Source organism: Streptomyces sp. NPDC054866, from assembly GCF_053610745.1.
Map to the genome: position 1 here is coordinate 286,319 of NZ_JBSGZA010000005.1, position 16,043 is coordinate 302,361.

The window sequence follows — 16,043 nt, forward strand, 5'->3', positions numbered from 1 at the left end:
CCATGCTTTCGCGCACTCGCAACTCCGCTGTCGCCGCCGCTGCTGCGCTCGCCCTGACGGCCGGTCTCGCCGTCACGGGGGCTCACGCCTCGGGCTCGAAGTCGCCGTCCGGGCCCGCCTGGACCGCCGCCTGGGCCGCGTCTCCGCAGCGCGCAAGTACGGGCTTCAAGTCCAACTGGTCGGAGGACGGCTTCTCGGGGCAGACCCTGCGCCAGGTCGTGCGCGTCACCGAGGGCGGAGACAGAGCGCGCATCCGGCTCTCCAACGCGTACGGGACATCGCCGCTGCACATCGCGGGGGCGACCATCGCGCGTACGAAGAAGGGGGGCGGCGCCGCTGTCGAGGAAGGCTCGGTACGGCGCCTCACGTTCGAGGGGAGGCGGTCGGTGGAGATCCCGGCGCACGGCCAACTGTCCAGTGATAAGGCGGGGTTGGGGATCAAACCCTTCGAGTCGGTCACAGTCACCTTGCATCTGGCCCGTACGACGGGTCCCGCGACCTTCCACGCGCAGTCGTTCGCGACGAGTTACCGGGCGGACGGGGATCATGTCGCGGACGCCGGGGCGGGGGCGTTCGGCGAGTCGACGGAGTCCTGGTACTTCCTGTCGGGGGTGGACGTGACGGGTGACCGTGCTCGCCGGGGCGGCGGCATCGTGCTCTTCGGCGACTCCATCACCGACGGCTTCGCCTCCTCCACCGACCTCAACCGCCGCTGGTCCGACGCTCTTGCCGAACGCCTCGCCAAGGCGGGGACGCCTCGGCCGGTCCTCAATGCCGGTATCGGCGGCAACCTCGTCCTCAACGACTCCGCCTGGTACGGGGAGAGGGGGACCGCCCGCTTCGGGCGGGACGCGCTGGATCTGCCGGGGGTGGGGACTGTGGTGGTTTTGGAGGGCCTGAACGACATCGGGTTCAGCGAGAGCGATACGCCCACTTACAAGCCTGCTCCGAAGGTGAGCGCTGAGGAACTCATCGCGGGGCACCGAAAGTTGATCCGGGCGGCGAAGGAGAAGGGGGTGCGGGTTGTGGGGGCTACTTTGCTGCCGCTGGGGGGCTCGGATCATTACGGGGAGCGGGCTGCGAAGGTGAGTGATGCGTTTAATGCGTGGGTGCGGACTTCTGGGGAGTACGACTCGTACGTGGACTTTGACCGGGCGCTGGCGGATCCCTCCGATGGTGATCGGCTCGCTCCCCAGTACGACAGTGGAGACCACCTGCACCCGAATGACGCGGGGTATCGGGCTATGGCCCGCGCGGTGGACCTCGAAACGCTTTAGTCCCCAACCCCGCCCCTTCCCGAAAACCCGCTCTGGCGCGGGGGCCTTGGGCGCCGTTGATCACCGGCTCCGCCGAGTTCGTCCTCAAACGCCGGACAGGCTAGAGATAGCCCGGCCGGCGTTTGAGGCCATCTTTTCGGGGGTCCAGGGGGCGGAGTCCCATGGTTTCGGGAAGGGGTGGGATTGGGGAAAGCCCCGCAGGGATCGCCCGAACGTCCGCCCCCTCACCCCCGCGCCGGCGACGCAATCGCCCGCGCAGCGACCACCTCCTGCCGCAGCGGTTCCAGGACGCTGTCCTGGGGGCCCGTGAAAGACGTCGAGACCTCCTCCAGGGTCTCGGAACCCCGCAACCCCTCCGCCAACTCCCGGAGTTGGCGAGCCACCTCCCCCACCTCCGTGAGGCTCGGCTCCGCCGCCCCGTGGCGGATCCGCACCCGCGCAGCGGTAGTCGCGTCCACGATCCGCTCGACGGCGATCACCAGCGGCCACCACGCCGCGGCCCTCGCCCCCATCGGGGGCGGTTCGGTCAGGGCGCGCTGGAACTCCGTGCGGATGACGGAAAGGTCCCGGTAAAGGCCCCTCCGCATCCGCGCCCGCTCGGCCACATCCACCGCCGTGCCGAACGCGCTCTCGACGTACGACGCCGTATCGGCCACCGCGTCCGCGAGGCGGTCACCGATCCGCGTGTGCCAGCTCTCCGGCCACAGCAAGTACCCCGCGACCAGCGAGATCGCGCAGCCGATCAGGCTGTCGACCAGGCGCGGCACGACGAGCCCGAAGCCCTGGTGGTTCAGGACGTCCGACAGGAGCAGGATCACCGGGGTGATCGCGGCCGTCTGGTAGCCGTAACCCCGCGTCGTGAGCGCCGGGATCAGGGCCGCGAGGGCCAGCATCACCGGCACGTCCCACCAGCCTCGCGGCACCTCGGCAAGGACGGCTGCTGCCACCACCAAGCCTGCCGCCGTGCCGATCGCCCGCAGCACCGCCCGCGAGAAGACCGAGCCGAAGTCCGGCTTGAGGACGAACGTGACGGTGAGCGCCACCCAGTACGAGCGGGGCACCTCGATCAGGGACACCAGCGCCTGCGCGATGCCGATGCACAGTGCCAGGCGCAGGCCGTAGCGCCAGGACGCGCTCGACAGGACCACGTTGCGGGCCGCTCTGCGGGCCCTTACGCGCAGGGCCGCCGGGCGGCCGAGGCGGTCCTCGACGTTCACGGCGCCGTGCGGGTCGGAGTCGTTGAGGAGTTCGGCCACATGCCGCAGGGCGTGGTCCACCGCGTCCGCGGAGGGGTCAAGAGGGCGTGGGAGGGCCGGGTCGGGGATCGGGGTCTTCCCGGGTGCCGCCACCTCGTCCGCCAGGCGCCGCACCTCCGCGGGGAACTCCGGCGGCATCGGGACCCCGCACTGGTGCGCGGCGGGCGCGGCCTCGATGACCGGGGTGATCGCGTTCAGCTGGGCCACCAGGCGGACCAGATCCGGGTTGCGGCCGTGCGCGCGGGTGCGCCGGGCGAGGACGAGGTCGTACGACTGGTTCAGGGACGCGGTGACGGCCGTGCGCGCCTCGTCGTACCCCTCGGTGCCCGCCGCTTCGAGCAGCGCGGCCACGCTGCGGTAGGTCGCCGCGACGGCGGCCCGCTCCGGGATGCCGGATCGCAGCGGCCAGGCGAGGAGCGCGAGGGTGAGGACCAGGAGGCCGCCGCCCGTCATGAGGACCGGGGCCAGCCACCATTCCCCCGGCATCGGAAGCCCCGCCCCCACCACGGAGTTGAGCAGCAGGAGCAGGCCCGACACGGACGCCACGGCACCGATCGTGGACATCATCCCGGAGACCAGTGCCACGAGAGTGACCACGCCGACCGCGACCCAGCCGTGGCCGAAGACCAGGGAGCCGATGGTGACGCCGAGCGCGCCGAACAGCTGCGGTACGGCGATGTTGAGGATCCGCATGCGGTACGCGTCGGCGGTGTCGCCGATGACTCCGGACAAGGCGCCCATGGAGGCGAGGGCGCCGTACGCGGGCTGCCCGGCCGCGAGGCCGATGAGGAGGGGCAGCGACATGGCGACGGACGCGCGCGCCACCGCGGCCCACGGGATCGGCGCCGCCTGCGGTTTGAGTGTCCTGACCAGCCAGGGGGGTGGGGCGAGGGCGCTCAGAGGGCCCGGTGGTGCGGGTGACTCGCGGGGGCGCATGCGGCCATTATTGCCGCCCCTGTTGCCGCTCTGCCCGGCCTGACCTGCGTTTTACCGGTTCGGCCTGTGCAGCGTCAGGTCCACCACCAGAGTCCGGTGGTCCGTGTCGCCGATGTCCAGGAAGCGGGCGTCGCGGGCCGAGAAGTCCGGGGTGGCGAGGACGTGGTCGATCTGCGTGCCCAGCGGTGACATCAGGTCGGCGGGCCAGCTCGGGGTGCGGGCGGACCCCGCGAGGCGGGCGGCGTCGCGTACGCCTCCGGTGTCCAGGATGTCGCGGAAGGCCGCGTGGTCCTGGGTGGCGTTGAAGTCGCCCGCGATGATGGTGGACCGGTTCGCGCGCCTGCCGTCGGCTGCGTAGTCGCGGAGTTCTGCGAGTTCGGTGCGCCAGGTGGAGAGTTGCCTGGGCAGCGGCGGCATCGGGTGGGCGAGCTGGATGCGGACCTGGTGGCCGCTCTTCAGCTCGGCCACGGCGCCGGGCATGCCCAGCGTGCCCGCGAGGCCGCTCGCCTTCTTCAGGGGCAGCTTGCTGACGATCACCGAGCCCTCGGCGCCACCGGCCTCGCTCGCGGTGCGGTAGGGGTAGTCGGAGCGGGGCAGTTCGTCGCGCAGGGTGTCCGAGCAGCTGTAGTCGCACTCCGGGACGAACAGGAGGTCGGGCTTCTCCTTGCGGACCGCCTTGAGCAGGCCGGGGGTGCCCTGGCCGAACTCGACGTTCGACGCCATGACGCGGATCTCGGCGACGGCCGGTCCTTCCGGGTCGTCCGTCTTGCCGTACGGCTCCATGAACCAGGCGATGCCGCCGAGCGCGACGACGCCCCAGACGAGGCCCACCCGCCAGCGGGCGAGGGCCGCGAGCAGCAGGGCGGCGATCGCGGGGGCGAGGAGCCAGGGCAGGAACGCGAGGATCTGCGGTACGGGGGTGAAGCCGTCGGAGTCGGCGACGCGGAAGCCGAGGATGGTGCTGACGCCTCCCAGGAGGAGGGCCGCCAGCCAGGCGGAGGGGCGGTGCCGGGGGCGCCGCCTCGCCTGCGGCTCCGGCCGGCCCTCTCGGGGTGCCGTCCTCGCTGCCGTTGCGCTGTCCAAGGCCGGCCTCTCCGTCTGGGGTCCTGCGCGAATCTTCCCCTAGAGACGGCGGGGCGGGGGTGAGGGTTGCATTCCCCCACCCCGCCCCTTCCCGAAACCATGGGGCTCCGCCCCCTGGACCCCCGACAAGATGTCCTCAAACGCCGGACGGGCTAGACCTGCCAGCTGATCCCCGGCGCCGAAGCAGCCACGCGGCAAGCGCGACTGCAAGCCCCACCCCCAGAATCACCCACCCCGCCACACTCAGCGAGTGCGTCAACGCGTCGTAGACCGCCTCCGCCGCCGGGCGGGACACGTCCTTCGGCAGGTCGTCCAGGGTCAGCCCCCGGCCCACCATGACCGCCACGGCAAGAACCGCCCCGGCCAGCGCAGCGCCGAGCGCCGTGCGGATGACCGCTCGGCGGCGGTGCACCGCCAGGCTGATCCCGGCCACGGCGAGGAGTACCGCCGCTGCCGGGAGCCAGAGGCCCGCCAGCTGGAGCATGTGGAATCCCTTCCCGAAGGGGCCGAGGTCCGAGGACTCCATGAGCGTCACCTCGGTGTGCGTGACGGGGATGCGGTCCGCGAACGGCACGTCGTCGGCGGCCAGTTGGCGCTTGACCTGCTCGGTGATCGGCGCGAGGTCGATGGTGACCGCGCCGCCGTCGGACCGGTCGCTGAGCGCGTCCTGCACCGCGTCGTGCGCGGCACGGTTCGCCGCGTTCCAGGCCGCCTTGAACGCCTTCGTCTCGGAGAAGGACAGCACCGCGTCCCGTACGAACGACTCGACGGTGCCCTGGAGCGGGCCCACGTCGATCTCCTTCATCACCGAGTCGGTGACCGCCCCGGCCACCGCGTCCCGTACGTCGGGGTCGGAGGCGAGCGGCGCCATCGTGGCGACGTACTGATCGGCGTCCTCGATCTCGTACTTGGCCCAGGTGGAGAGCGCGCCGAGCGGCACGAGGAGGACGGCGAGGACGAGGAGGACGGCGGACAGCGGGCGTCTGAGCACGTCCCCAGGAGAAGTCGCGGGAAGTCCCGGTCACGCCTGGCGCGACCGGGACGAGTGCATACGGGGCAAGAAACTCCTACGTGTGGTTGTAGAGCCGGGCCCTACTTACGGTTGTAGAGCCGCATCGTCACCGGACCGAACACCGCCACGAGCAGCACCGCCCAGCCCAGCGCCCACACCAGCGACGAGCCCGGCGACGTACCCGCCATCAGATCGCGGACGGCGGAGGACACATGGGTGACCGGGTTGTTGTTCACGAACGCCTGGAGCCAGCCCGGCATCGTCTCGGGCCTCACGAAGATGTCGCTGAGGAACGTCAGCGGGAAGAGCACCATCATGCTGACGCCCATCACCGACTTCTCGGTGCGCAGCAGAAGCCCGAACATCGTCCACACCCACGAGAAGGCGAAGGAGAAGACGAGGAGGAGGAGCACTCCGGCAAGGACGCCGAGCACGCCGCCGTCCGGGCGGAAGCCGATGATCATGCCGACGGCCAGCATGACCATGGACGCGATCGCGTAGCGCAGGGCGTCGCCCAGGAGGTAGCCGACCATCACCGAGGGGCGCCAGATCGGCAGCGTACGGAAGCGGTCGAAGACGCCCTTCTCGATGTCGATGTTCACCGAGACGCCCGTATACATCGTGATCATGACGACGGACATCACGAGGATGCCGGGCAGCAGGTACTGGATGTACTCGCTCGGAGATCCGGCGAGCGCGCCCCCGAAGAGGTACGTGTACATCAGCACCATCATGATCGGGAACGCCGTCACATCGAAGAGCTGCTCCGGCACATGCTTGATCTTGAGCATGGCCCGCCAGCCGAACGTCAGGGACGCGGAGAGCGCGCTGGGACGCGGCGGCCGGTCACCGGCGACGAGCAGTTCGGCGAGGGACTCGGTACTGACGGGCGCCAGGTCCTGGGCCTCGGATGTGGTGGTCGCGGTGCTCATGCCGTTGCCTCTTTCTCTTTCTCCGCCATGTCCGTCGCGTGATGGGGGGTGCCGGTGAGGGCCAGGAACACCTCGTCCAGGCTCGGCTGGCCGAGGGAGAAGTTGTCCACGGTGATCCCGGCGCGGGCCAGTTCGGCCAGGGCGCGGGACGCCTTCTCGGCGGCTCCCTGCCCGTCGCGCTCGCCGTTGCCGACGCGGGCGGTGAGGGCGACCGGGTCGGGCTCGAGCTGGACCTCCGCGTCGAGCGCGATCCGCAGCGCCTTCGCGGCGTCGTCGCGCTGCTCCGCGTCCCGGAGCCTGACGTGCACCGAGCCCGCGCCGACCGACGCCTTCAGCTCGCCCTTGGTGCCCTCGGCGATGACCTTGCCGTCGTCGATGACGGCGATGCGGGACGCGAGGTGGTCAGCCTCGTCCAGATACTGCGTGGTCAGCAGGACCGTCGTGCCGTGCGCGACGACTGCCCTGACGATGTCCCAGACCTGGTTGCGGCTGCGCGGGTCGAGGCCCGTCGTCGGCTCGTCGAGGAAGAGCAGGTCGGGTGTGTTGAGGATGGATGCCGCGATGTCGATACGGCGGCGCATGCCGCCGGAGTAGTGCTTCACCTGGCGTGCGGCGGCGTCGCTCAGGCCGAAGGCCTCAAGGAGCTGTGCGGCCCTGTCGTACGCCGCCTTCTTGCCGTGTCCGGTCAGACGGGCGAGGAGCACCAGGTTCTCGGTGCCCGTCAGGTCCTCGTCGACCGACGCGTACTGCCCGGTGAGGCTGACCCTGCTGCGTACGGCGTCGGCTTCCCGCACGACGTCGTGGCCGAAGACGTGGGCGTCGCCGCCGTCAGGGCGTAGCAGGGTGGCGAGCATCTTCACGGTGGTGGTCTTGCCCGCGCCGTTCGGGCCGAGCAGGCCGTAGACCGTGCCGGCCGGAATGGTGAGGTCCACTCCGTCGACGGCGCGGTTGTCACCGAAGGTCTTCACCAGGCCCGCGGTCTCGATGGCCACGCTGTTCATGTCGTACGCCCTCTCCACGTCAGTGGTCTTTCGTTACGAGGGCAGACCGTCCCCGCGGCGCAAACTCATCGTCCGGTGGAGCCTTGGTCCGAACGGGTGTTTGCTGGAGGGGGGAGAAGAGGTTGGGGGGCGGGGGGAAGAGGAGGTCGATCATGCGGACCACTCCGGCCCTGAGGACCACTCCGGCCGCCCTGGGAACTCTCGTCACCGCGCTCCTGACCGCGGGCGCACTGTCCCTCGGAGGTGCTTCACCAGCATCCGCCACCGCGTCACCCACGCACAACCACAATGTGGTCTGGGGGACGATCATCGCGCCCGTCGACCTGAAGATCCGGGACGCGCCGTCCACCAGCGCCTCGATCGTCGCGAAGCTGCCGGCGGAGAGCCAGGACCGCGTCGAGTGCCAGACACGCGGTACGAACGTCTGGGGCAACGCGTACTGGTACTGGCTGGGCGGGGTGCAGGGCTGGGCCAGCGCCGCGTACGTCGACACCGGCGGGCAGCACGTGCCCAGCTGCGCGACCTCGGACCCGTGCAAGGAGTACAAGCCGTGCTGGGACACGTGCCAGGGCGGCTACAACCGCTACCACTGAAGCCGCCGAGTTGCCGGTCGGCGCGGGCGGGTGTGCCCTGGATGGTGGGGCGGGTGTGAACCACCGCCCCAGGGGCGACCCTGTCTGGAGGAAACGTCATGGCTCAGGTGGCACCCACTTCACCAGCACCCCGTGTGTTCCCCGGCTCCGCGACGAACAGGGCCGGAGCGGCGGCCGTCGTCCTCGGCCTCGTCTTCGGCATCCTGGTCGCCCAGCGCCACGCGGGCTCGCTCGCGGACGGCAACGCTTGGCTCGGCATCGTCTCCGGCGTCGTCTTCGCCGCGCTCTTCATGGCGGTGTTCAGGGCGGCGCCCCGGCTGCCGCGCGAGCTGCGCGCGACGGCGTGGGCGAGCTTCGCCGGGATCGCGTTCGGCTTCGTCTACAGCCAGGGCATGCCCGGCCCCAGCGTTCTGCGCTCCACCTTCATGGCGCTCGCGGTCGCGGGCGGTGTGTTCGCGGTGACGTTCTACCGCTACTACACGCGTGAGTGAGAGCGAGTGACCGGACAATGACCGAACGCCGGGCGGGCCGGAGAATCGGCCCGCCCGGCGTTCGACGAACAACAAACCGGCTCGGCGTAGCGTCAGCCGGTCTTCTCCATTCTGTCCAGCTTGTCCAGCGCCTTCGCCAGACCGTTGGCCCACAACTGGTCGACCTTGGCCCGCTCGTTCGCGTCCGGCTGCGAGTTGGTGCACGAAGTGCCCGGCCCGCCTCCGGACATCAGCTCGCTGCACGGGCCTTCGTAGTGGTCCGGAAGGCCGAGGACGTGACCCGTCTCGTGCGCGGTCACACGGGTCGAGTCGTACTGCTGGTTCTGCGCGTAGTCCAGGAAGATGTACCCCTTGCCGTGGCCGTCCGTGCTCGCGTACGAACCACGCGGGTCATTCCCCTCGCGGTACTCGAAGCTCGCACCGCCACTCCCCTCCTGGAGCTTCACATTGGACACCGCGCTGTTCCAGATGGAGGTACTGCTGGCTATCTGCTGCGCGAACTTGGGCGCACCGGAGGCGTCGTACACCACGGTGACCTGCTTCGCGCCGGGGTTGGCGGCTCGCTTCTCGGCGACCGACTTCAGGACGGCCTCGAAGAACGCCTTGTTGGCCGCGGCTTCCTCACCGGACCCGGCGTAGTTCGCGTATCCAGAGGTGACCGACTTCGGGGCAACCGGCGCGGTGGGGGTCGCGGCGGTCGCCGATGCCGTGCCGAGGCCGGCGGCCGCGAGGCCGAAGGCGGCGGCAAGGGACAGGTAACGCTTGTTCATGTGTGGGGGGCTCCCTACTCGTTCTGTGAAAGGTGAACGGTTCGGTACCGGGAGTGTCAGGGAGCCGGGTGCGTCCGGGGATGATGGCAAGTGGCGATAGCGCCGAGCTATCGCCCGCCCCTTCTGCGGTCTTCCCGCGGGCTCCGCCCGTGCCCAACTCAGGCGGTTCCCGTGGGGTTTGTGAGTCTGGTGCGGCGCCGCCCGCCGCTCTACGCTCACAGCCATGGAGCTCGAGGTGAGGCACCTCCGCGCGCTGTGCGCCATCGCCGACACCGGCAGCCTGCACAAGGCGGCGCGTCAACTCGGCATGAGCCAGCCCTCGTTGACGACACAGCTGCGCCGCATCGAGCAGGAGATCGGGGGCCAGCTCTTCGCCCGCGAACGCACCGGCTGCCGCCCTACCCCGCTCGGCCGCGTCGCCCTCAGCCGCGCCCGGCCCCTCGTCAGCGAGATGCGCGCGCTGATCAGCGAGACCAAGGCGGCCGCCGCCCGCGCCTCCGAGGGCCCGCAGCTGCGCATCGGCTCCACGGCGAGCCGTGCCATACCGGGCTGGCTGCGCAGGCTGCGGCTGCGCCTGCCCGCCACCGAGACGTCGCTCCAGATGGACGTCTCCGCGAACGCGCTGCTTCGCATGGTCGCGGGCGGGCAGCTCGACGTGGCCTTCGTGCACGAGGTGGAGGGGAGTCCGCTGCGGATGCCGGAGGGGCTGCGGCGGCGCGTCCTGGTCGAGCGCGAGCCGCAGTTCGTCTTCCTCGCGGCCGACCACCCGGCGGCGGCGAATCCCGTCGTGCGCCTCACCGACCTCGCCGCCGACCGGTGGATGGTGGACCCGACGGTGGACGGCGAGTGGGACGGACTGCTCCGGGTGCTTCGCGCGGCTGGGCTCAACCCCCGTGTCCTGCACGGCGATTACCTCACCGCGGCCTCCCTCGTCGCCACCGGCGAGGTCGTCACGGTCTGCCAGCCGACCTCGCACGCGAGACCCGACATGGCGGTCCGGCCGCTGCACGGCGACCCGCTCGGCGTGCGGCTGCTCGTGGCGGCCCGTACGGAGGGGGAGCTGGACGCGGTGTACGGGGATCTGGAGGCCTCGTACTGGGAGGCGGCGCGCCAGGCGCCCGCTTACGGGGAGTGGCTCGCGGGGCGGGCGAAGGCGGCGTGACCTTGGTCCCTGACATCTGGTGACCTTTGGCCAGGCCCGGCCTGACCTGCACTTTTGCCTGATTTACGGCACTGGATCACCGTATGCGGCTGATTGTTACGTTCTCTACGGATGACGCACACACGGCGCCCGTAGCTTCATGTCTGTCGCCGCCACAAAGAGGCACAAAGACGGACAGTTCGACCGACCAGTCACAGTCACAGCCGCAAGGGATCCGCTATGCGCGCCACCCGCCGTACCTTCCGCACCGCCGCCATCGCCACCGGCGCGATCGCCGCTCTCGCCGTCCCGACGACAGCGTCCTTCGCCGCCGACGCCCCGCCGAACCCGCAGGGGCAGGTCGCTCCGGGTGACCAGAACGACCAGGATCAGACGGATCAGGACACGTCCAAGGACCAGGACCAGAAGAAGGACGACGAGACGCCGAAGCCCGGCAGCTGGGAGTCCAAGGGCACCACCGACCTCGGCAAGGGCTGGTCCGCCAAGGTCGACGTGAACGTGTCCGCCCGCACCGCCAAGGCCGCCATCTCCCTCGACGGCGCCGCCAAGGGCTCCCTCACCGCGTACGACAAGTCCGCGAGCACCACCATCGACGGCAACACCTTCACGCTGACGCCGGACGGCACGATCACCGCCAAGCTCGTGAACAAGGACAAGGACAAGCCCGTCCCCGGCGGCTGGGTCTCCAAGGGCACCACCGACCTCGGCAAGGGCTGGTCCGCGAAGGTCGACGTGAACGCTTCCGCGCGCAGCGCCAAGGCGGCCATATCCCTCAACGGGAAGGCGAAGGGCGCCCTGGAGGCGTACATCAACCCGTCGAGCACCAAGATCGACGGCTGCACCTTCAAGCTCACCGCCGACGGCACCATCACCAGGACGGGCGGCGCCAAGCCGACCCCGCCGAAGCCCGACGGCAAGCGGGTCTACGTCCGCACCGCCAAGCTGGCCGACGGCTCCACAGCCAAGATCTACAAGCTCGGCCAGCACCACTACCAGGCCGACATCTACGCCAAGGGCGTCAAGATCGACACCCTCGACGCCAACGGAAAGTCCGCGACCGGCCAGAACAACGGCCTGTACGTGGTCCTCAACCCCGACGGCACCATCAAGTCCTGGGTGGAGGGCAAGACCAGCCCCACCGAGAAGCCGAAGCCGAAGCCCCAGCCGCAGCACAAGAGCGGCTCCGGTTCCAGCACAGTCGTCCCCAAGGGCGGCGTCAAGGCCGGTGCCGATGGCATGTCCCCGGCCGGCGAGAGCGCCCCGCTGATGGCCGCGGGCGGCGGCATGGCGGCGCTGGGCGCGGCGGGCCTCGGCTTCGCGCTGTACCGCCGCAAGCAGAACGACTGATCGCGCGGAAGCGGCGGTACGGCGAAAGGGGGCACCCCGCAGGCGGGGTGCCCCCTTCACATACGCGTACGCCCCGAGGGAGCCGCGGCTCAGACGCCGATGTCGCTGCCGTCCTTGCGCCACACGGACACGACCGAAGGACGGACGATCTTGCCGGGACCGTCGGGCCACGCGCTCGCGGGCTTCTCGACGGACGCGCCGTCGATCTCGCCCGGGTGCTGCACGGAGACGAGCACGCGGTTGTCCTGGATGATCGGGCCGCAGGTCTCCGCGCCCTTCGGCATGGTCAGGAACTGCTTGAGCTCACCGCGCCGGTCGCCCTTGGTCGCGACGCCGAACAGGCCGTCGTGCGAGCCGAGTTGGTTGCCGTCCGTCGAGATCCACAGGTTGCCGTGCGGGTCGAAGGCGACGTTGTCCGGGCAGGAGATCGGGCTGACCTTGTCCTTCGGGAAGCCCGCGAAGTACGTGGCCGGGTCGTCGGGGTCGCCCGCGACGAGGAAGAGCGACCAGGCGAAGGTGGTCGACTCCGGCCGATTGTGGCGCTCGGTCAGCTCCAGGATCTGCCCGTGCTTGTTGAGGTTGCGCGGGTTCGCCTCGTCGGCACCGGCCTTGCCCGCCTTGCCGCGGTCGGAGTTGTTCGTGAGCGCGACGTACACCTTGCCGGTGTGCGGCGACGGCTCGATGTCCTCGGGGCGGTCCATCTTCGTGGCGCCGACCTTGTCACCGGCCTGGCGCGTGAAGACGTACACCTCTTCGGCACTCATGCCGTCGACGTGCGAGACGGCGTGGCCCTTGGGGCCCGCGGTGGCGAGCGGGATCCAGACGCCGCTGCCGTCGAACTCACCGTCGGCGGGCAGCTTTCCGGTGCCGTCGATCTCGGCCGCCGGGGAGTCGCCGGTCAGCTTGGCGACGTACAGGGTGCCCTCGTCGAGGAGCGTGAGGTTGTGCTCGTGCGCGGCCCGCGACTGCCCCTTGGCGACGCGCTTGCTGCTGACGAACTTGTAGAAGTAGTCGAACTTCTCGTCGTCGCCCATGTAGACCACCGGGCGGCCGTCGCGCGTGAGGCGCGGCTGCGCGGCCTCGTGCTTGAAGCGGCCGAGCGCGGTGCGCTTGCGCGGGGTCGATTCGGGGTCGTACGGGTCGAGTTCGACGACCCAGCCGAAGCGGTTGGCCTCGTTGGGCTCCTTGACCAGGTCGAAGCGGTCGTCGAACCGCTCCCATTTCCTCTCGGACGCGGCGCCGATGACGCCGTAGCGCTTGAGGCGCGCGGCGGCGGTGGGCTCGGTGACCTTCTCCGCGTTGGCGAAGTACTGGTTGAAGTTCTCCTCGCCGTGCAGGGTCGTGCCCCACGGGGTGGTGCCGCCCGCGCAGTTGTTGAGCGTGCCGAGGACCTTGGTGCCGCGCGGGTCGGCCTTCGTACGGACGTACTCACTGCCCGCGGCGGGCCCGGTGAGCCGGAACTCGCTGGTGGCGGTGAGGCGGCGGTTGAGCTGGTGGCGGCTGACGGCGGTCAGCTTGCCGCTCTTGCGCTCCTCCTCGACGACCACGACGGAGAGGCCGTGCGCGGCCCAGGCGATCTCGACCTGCTCGCGGGTGGGGTTGGCGGCGTCGTATCCCTTGAACATCAGGATCTCGTCGGTGTACTCGTGATTGGCCACGAGGACCTGGCGCCCGCGCTCGCGGTGCAGCGGCAGGAGGCTCAGGAAGTCGTTGTTGTAGCCGAACTGGCCTGCCTGGGCCTTCGCTGTCTGCTTGTCCGCGTCGAAGGCCGGGGCACCGCGGAGGATGGGCTCGCCCCAGCGGATGACGACGTTCTGGGCGTAGCCGTCCGGGATCGTGACGGAGTCGGTGGTGTTGGGCGCGACGGGCGTGAAGCGGAGACCGCGCGCCCCCTTTTTGCTCTTGTGCGACGACGGTTTAACGGGTGCTGCCGCCGCTTCCGGGGCGGCGGGGCCCGCGACGACGGCGCCACCCGCGGCGGTCGCCACGGTCACGACCGCGGCGGCGCGCATCATGGAACGGCGGCTGAGCGCTCCGGCTATGACGTCACCGACGTACTCGTTGTCACTGGTGTTGGGCACCTCGTGGAAGCAGGCATCACCACAACGGAACCGGCAGGTCATGGCGGAACGGCCGCCGCTCCCCTGGTGCGAGGTGATGATCGGCAGCAGCTTGCGCACGGTTCCTCCGTTGTGTGGGCTGTGTCTGGACGTGGCTTGATTCCGCCGGAACGTTAGGCGCGGAGGTCGGCAGGGCGACGGCCTGAGGGTGAACGGGAGGTGAACCGGGAGCGCACATAGGGCAGTTGAGCTGCGGGGGCGCGGTGCGCGGGGGGTAAGGGTGACGCTTAAGCGACCCTCACCAAGATCGCCTGTCGCGGCGGCTAACCTTACGTGTCCGCCCTGGCCAGGGGTTATCGGGAATCAACTCACGCGAAGGGGTGCACCCATGGGCATTCTGAGTGTCCTGCGGAATGCGTTCGGACGGTCGTCACGCAAGGGGGATCAGGCTCCGGAGCCTGAGGCGGTGACCCCGGCCTCACCGGAGACCCCGAAGGCTCCGGAGGCTTCCGCCTCTGCCACGACGGTGCCGGCGCCCTCGTCCGAGCGGGTGCCTCCGGCGGCCGAGCCGAAGGCGACGGTTCCGTCGCCGTCGTCCGAGCCTTCGCCTTCGGCGGTGGACGATCTCGTCGCCGCGGCATTCGACAGGGACCGCGTGACGGTACCGTCCCCTTCCCCGGAGCCGGCCACTCCCGAGGCTGTCGCCCCGGAGGCCGTGACCCCGGAGCCGGAGGCTGTGGCCCCCGAGGCCGAGCCGGAGCCTGCCGCCCCGGAGCCCGAGGCCGTGGCCCCGGAGCCCGAGCCGGAGCCGGAGGCTGTCGCCCCGGAGGAGCCCGAGGCTGTCGCCGACGCCGCTGAACCGGAACCGTCAGTTGTGCCCACCCGTCCCGCCCAGCGGGACGAATGCCCACAACAGGAAGCCCCCACAGAGCCTGAGCCCGAGGCGGATACCACCCCCACCGAGCCGAACCCGCAGCACGAACAGGAAGCCCCCGCCGCCGAGGCCAAGCCGGTCGATGAGTCACCCGCCACCGCGGCAGCGCCCCAGGCAGAGCAGGAAGAGCCGCCCGCTGCTGTGACCGCGCCCGAGGCCGAGCCGGCTGGCGAGTCCCCCGCCGCCGTGGCTACGCCCGCCGTCGAGCCGGTCGACGAGCCCGCCGCCGCTGTGGCTGCGCCCGAAGCCGGGCCGGAGGAGACGCCCGCCGCTGTGGCCTCCCCCGAAGCCGGGCCCGAGGAGTCGCCCGCCGCTGTGGGCAATCGTCCCGCTGGGCGGGACGGGTGGGCACAGCCCTTGACGCCGGGTGCCGATGAAGCGGCGGAAGTACACGTGACCCCGGCGGAGCCCGAAGCTCCCGTGGCGGAGGAAGCCGCCCCGGCGGAGCCGGAGCCGCAGGGTTCCGAGGAAGCCGCGGAAGTACACGTGACCCCGGCGGAGCCGGAGCCGCAGGGTTCCGGGGAGACCGCGGAAGCCCTGGCGCAGCCAGCCCTCGCTGCCGCGTACAAGGCAGCCGCAGCAGCGCTGGAGAAGAGGGGCCTTACCGGAGTCCGCGGCCCCGTATACCTCGTACTGGACCGCTCCGGCTCCATGCGCCCGTACTACAAGGACGGCTCCGCCCAGAGCCTGGGCGAACAGGTCCTCGCCCTGGCGGCGCACACCGCCCCCGACGCAACCGTCCACGTCGTCTTCTTCTCCACCGACATCGACGCCACCGGCACCCTCACCCTCCCCGAGCACGAGGCCCGTATCGACGAGCTGCACGCCGCGGCGGGCCGCATGGGCCGCACCAGCTACCACCGCGCGATCGAAGAGGTCGTATCCCACTACGAGAAGTCGGAGCACAAGGGCAGCCCCGCCCTCGTCGTCTTCCAGACGGACGGCCCCCCGGACGCGAAGGGCCCCGCCAACCAGGCCCTCGCGGACGCGGCCAAGCACCCCCTCTTCTTCCAGTTCGTCGCGTTCGGCGAGCACGAGGCGAAGGGCTTCGACTACCTCCGCAAGCTGAAGGCGGAGAACGCCGCCTTCTTCCACGCGGGCCCCACCCCCCGCGAGCTCACGGACGCGGAGCTGTACGAGGGCCTGCTGGCTGCCTGGCGCCCGTAGCCCCAACCCGTAACCCCAAGGG

The 16,043-nt window shown here is 70.6% G+C and carries 13 protein-coding genes; 6 read left to right on the plus strand and 7 right to left on the minus strand.

Features of this window, described 5'->3' with window-relative positions; translation table 11 throughout:
• The first annotated feature begins 2 nt into the window (after nucleotides 1–2).
• Nucleotides 3–1,277 (plus strand): SGNH/GDSL hydrolase family protein, encoded by a 1,275-nt coding sequence (locus ACWGI2_RS26200; RefSeq protein WP_453697963.1) that lies wholly within the window; start codon nucleotides 3–5, stop codon nucleotides 1,275–1,277.
• Between the two features lie 224 nt (nucleotides 1,278–1,501).
• On the opposite strand, the gene ACWGI2_RS26205 is transcribed toward ACWGI2_RS26200, so the two are convergent.
• The 5 genes from ACWGI2_RS26205 to ACWGI2_RS26225 form a co-directional block, all read right to left on the minus strand.
• On the minus strand, nucleotides 1,502–3,469 hold the full coding sequence (locus ACWGI2_RS26205) for an FUSC family protein (RefSeq protein ID WP_453697965.1): 1,968 nt from the start codon (nucleotides 3,467–3,469) through the stop codon (nucleotides 1,502–1,504).
• 51 nt (nucleotides 3,470–3,520) lie between these two features.
• Nucleotides 3,521–4,552 carry an endonuclease/exonuclease/phosphatase family protein gene (locus tag ACWGI2_RS26210; protein WP_453697966.1) on the minus strand — a complete coding sequence of 344 codons (1,032 nt, stop codon included), beginning with the start codon at nucleotides 4,550–4,552 and terminating at the stop codon, nucleotides 3,521–3,523.
• A 136-nt stretch (nucleotides 4,553–4,688) separates the two neighbouring features.
• Nucleotides 4,689–5,543, minus strand: coding sequence for a hypothetical protein (locus ACWGI2_RS26215; protein ID WP_453697967.1), 855 nt, complete (start codon nucleotides 5,541–5,543; stop codon nucleotides 4,689–4,691).
• 101 nt (nucleotides 5,544–5,644) lie between these two features.
• Nucleotides 5,645–6,496: an ABC transporter permease gene (locus tag ACWGI2_RS26220; RefSeq protein ID WP_453396890.1), complete on the minus strand. Its 852-nt coding sequence runs from the start codon at nucleotides 6,494–6,496 to the stop codon at nucleotides 5,645–5,647.
• Nucleotides 6,493–7,497: an ATP-binding cassette domain-containing protein gene (locus ACWGI2_RS26225; protein WP_453396889.1), complete on the minus strand. Its 1,005-nt coding sequence runs from the start codon at nucleotides 7,495–7,497 to the stop codon at nucleotides 6,493–6,495. Before ACWGI2_RS26225 ends, ACWGI2_RS26220 begins: the two co-directional genes overlap by 4 nt.
• Before the next feature lie 152 nt (nucleotides 7,498–7,649).
• On the opposite strand from ACWGI2_RS26225, the gene ACWGI2_RS26230 reads away from it, so the two are divergent.
• Both ACWGI2_RS26230 and ACWGI2_RS26235 read left to right on the plus strand, forming a co-directional pair.
• Nucleotides 7,650–8,090, plus strand: coding sequence for an SH3 domain-containing protein (locus ACWGI2_RS26230; protein ID WP_453396888.1), 441 nt, complete (start codon nucleotides 7,650–7,652; stop codon nucleotides 8,088–8,090).
• Nucleotides 8,091–8,188: 98 nt separating this feature from the next.
• Nucleotides 8,189–8,581, plus strand: a complete 393-nt coding sequence (locus ACWGI2_RS26235) for a hypothetical protein (protein WP_453697969.1) — start codon at nucleotides 8,189–8,191, stop codon at nucleotides 8,579–8,581.
• Between the two features lie 92 nt (nucleotides 8,582–8,673).
• On the opposite strand, the gene snpA is transcribed toward ACWGI2_RS26235, so the two are convergent.
• A complete protein-coding gene (gene snpA, locus ACWGI2_RS26240) occupies nucleotides 8,674–9,351 on the minus strand; it encodes a snapalysin (protein ID WP_453697970.1) in 678 nt (225 codons plus the stop codon).
• 223 nt (nucleotides 9,352–9,574) lie between these two features.
• Here snpA and ACWGI2_RS26245 point away from each other — a divergent pair, with 223 nt between their 5' ends.
• Nucleotides 9,575–10,513, plus strand: a complete 939-nt coding sequence (locus ACWGI2_RS26245; protein ID WP_453697972.1) for a LysR family transcriptional regulator — start codon at nucleotides 9,575–9,577, stop codon at nucleotides 10,511–10,513.
• Nucleotides 10,514–10,732: 219 nt separating this feature from the next.
• A complete protein-coding gene (locus ACWGI2_RS26250; RefSeq protein ID WP_453697974.1) occupies nucleotides 10,733–11,860 on the plus strand; it encodes a hypothetical protein in 1,128 nt (375 codons plus the stop codon).
• 89 nt (nucleotides 11,861–11,949) lie between these two features.
• Here ACWGI2_RS26250 and ACWGI2_RS26255 read toward each other — a convergent pair whose 3' ends face one another.
• A complete protein-coding gene (locus tag ACWGI2_RS26255) occupies nucleotides 11,950–14,040 on the minus strand; it encodes a PhoX family protein (protein WP_453697976.1) in 2,091 nt (696 codons plus the stop codon).
• A 268-nt stretch (nucleotides 14,041–14,308) separates the two neighbouring features.
• On the opposite strand from ACWGI2_RS26255, the gene ACWGI2_RS26260 reads away from it, so the two are divergent.
• Nucleotides 14,309–16,021 (plus strand): VWA domain-containing protein, encoded by a 1,713-nt coding sequence (locus tag ACWGI2_RS26260; protein ID WP_453697978.1) that lies wholly within the window; start codon nucleotides 14,309–14,311, stop codon nucleotides 16,019–16,021.
• The last annotated feature ends 22 nt before the right edge of the window (nucleotides 16,022–16,043 follow it).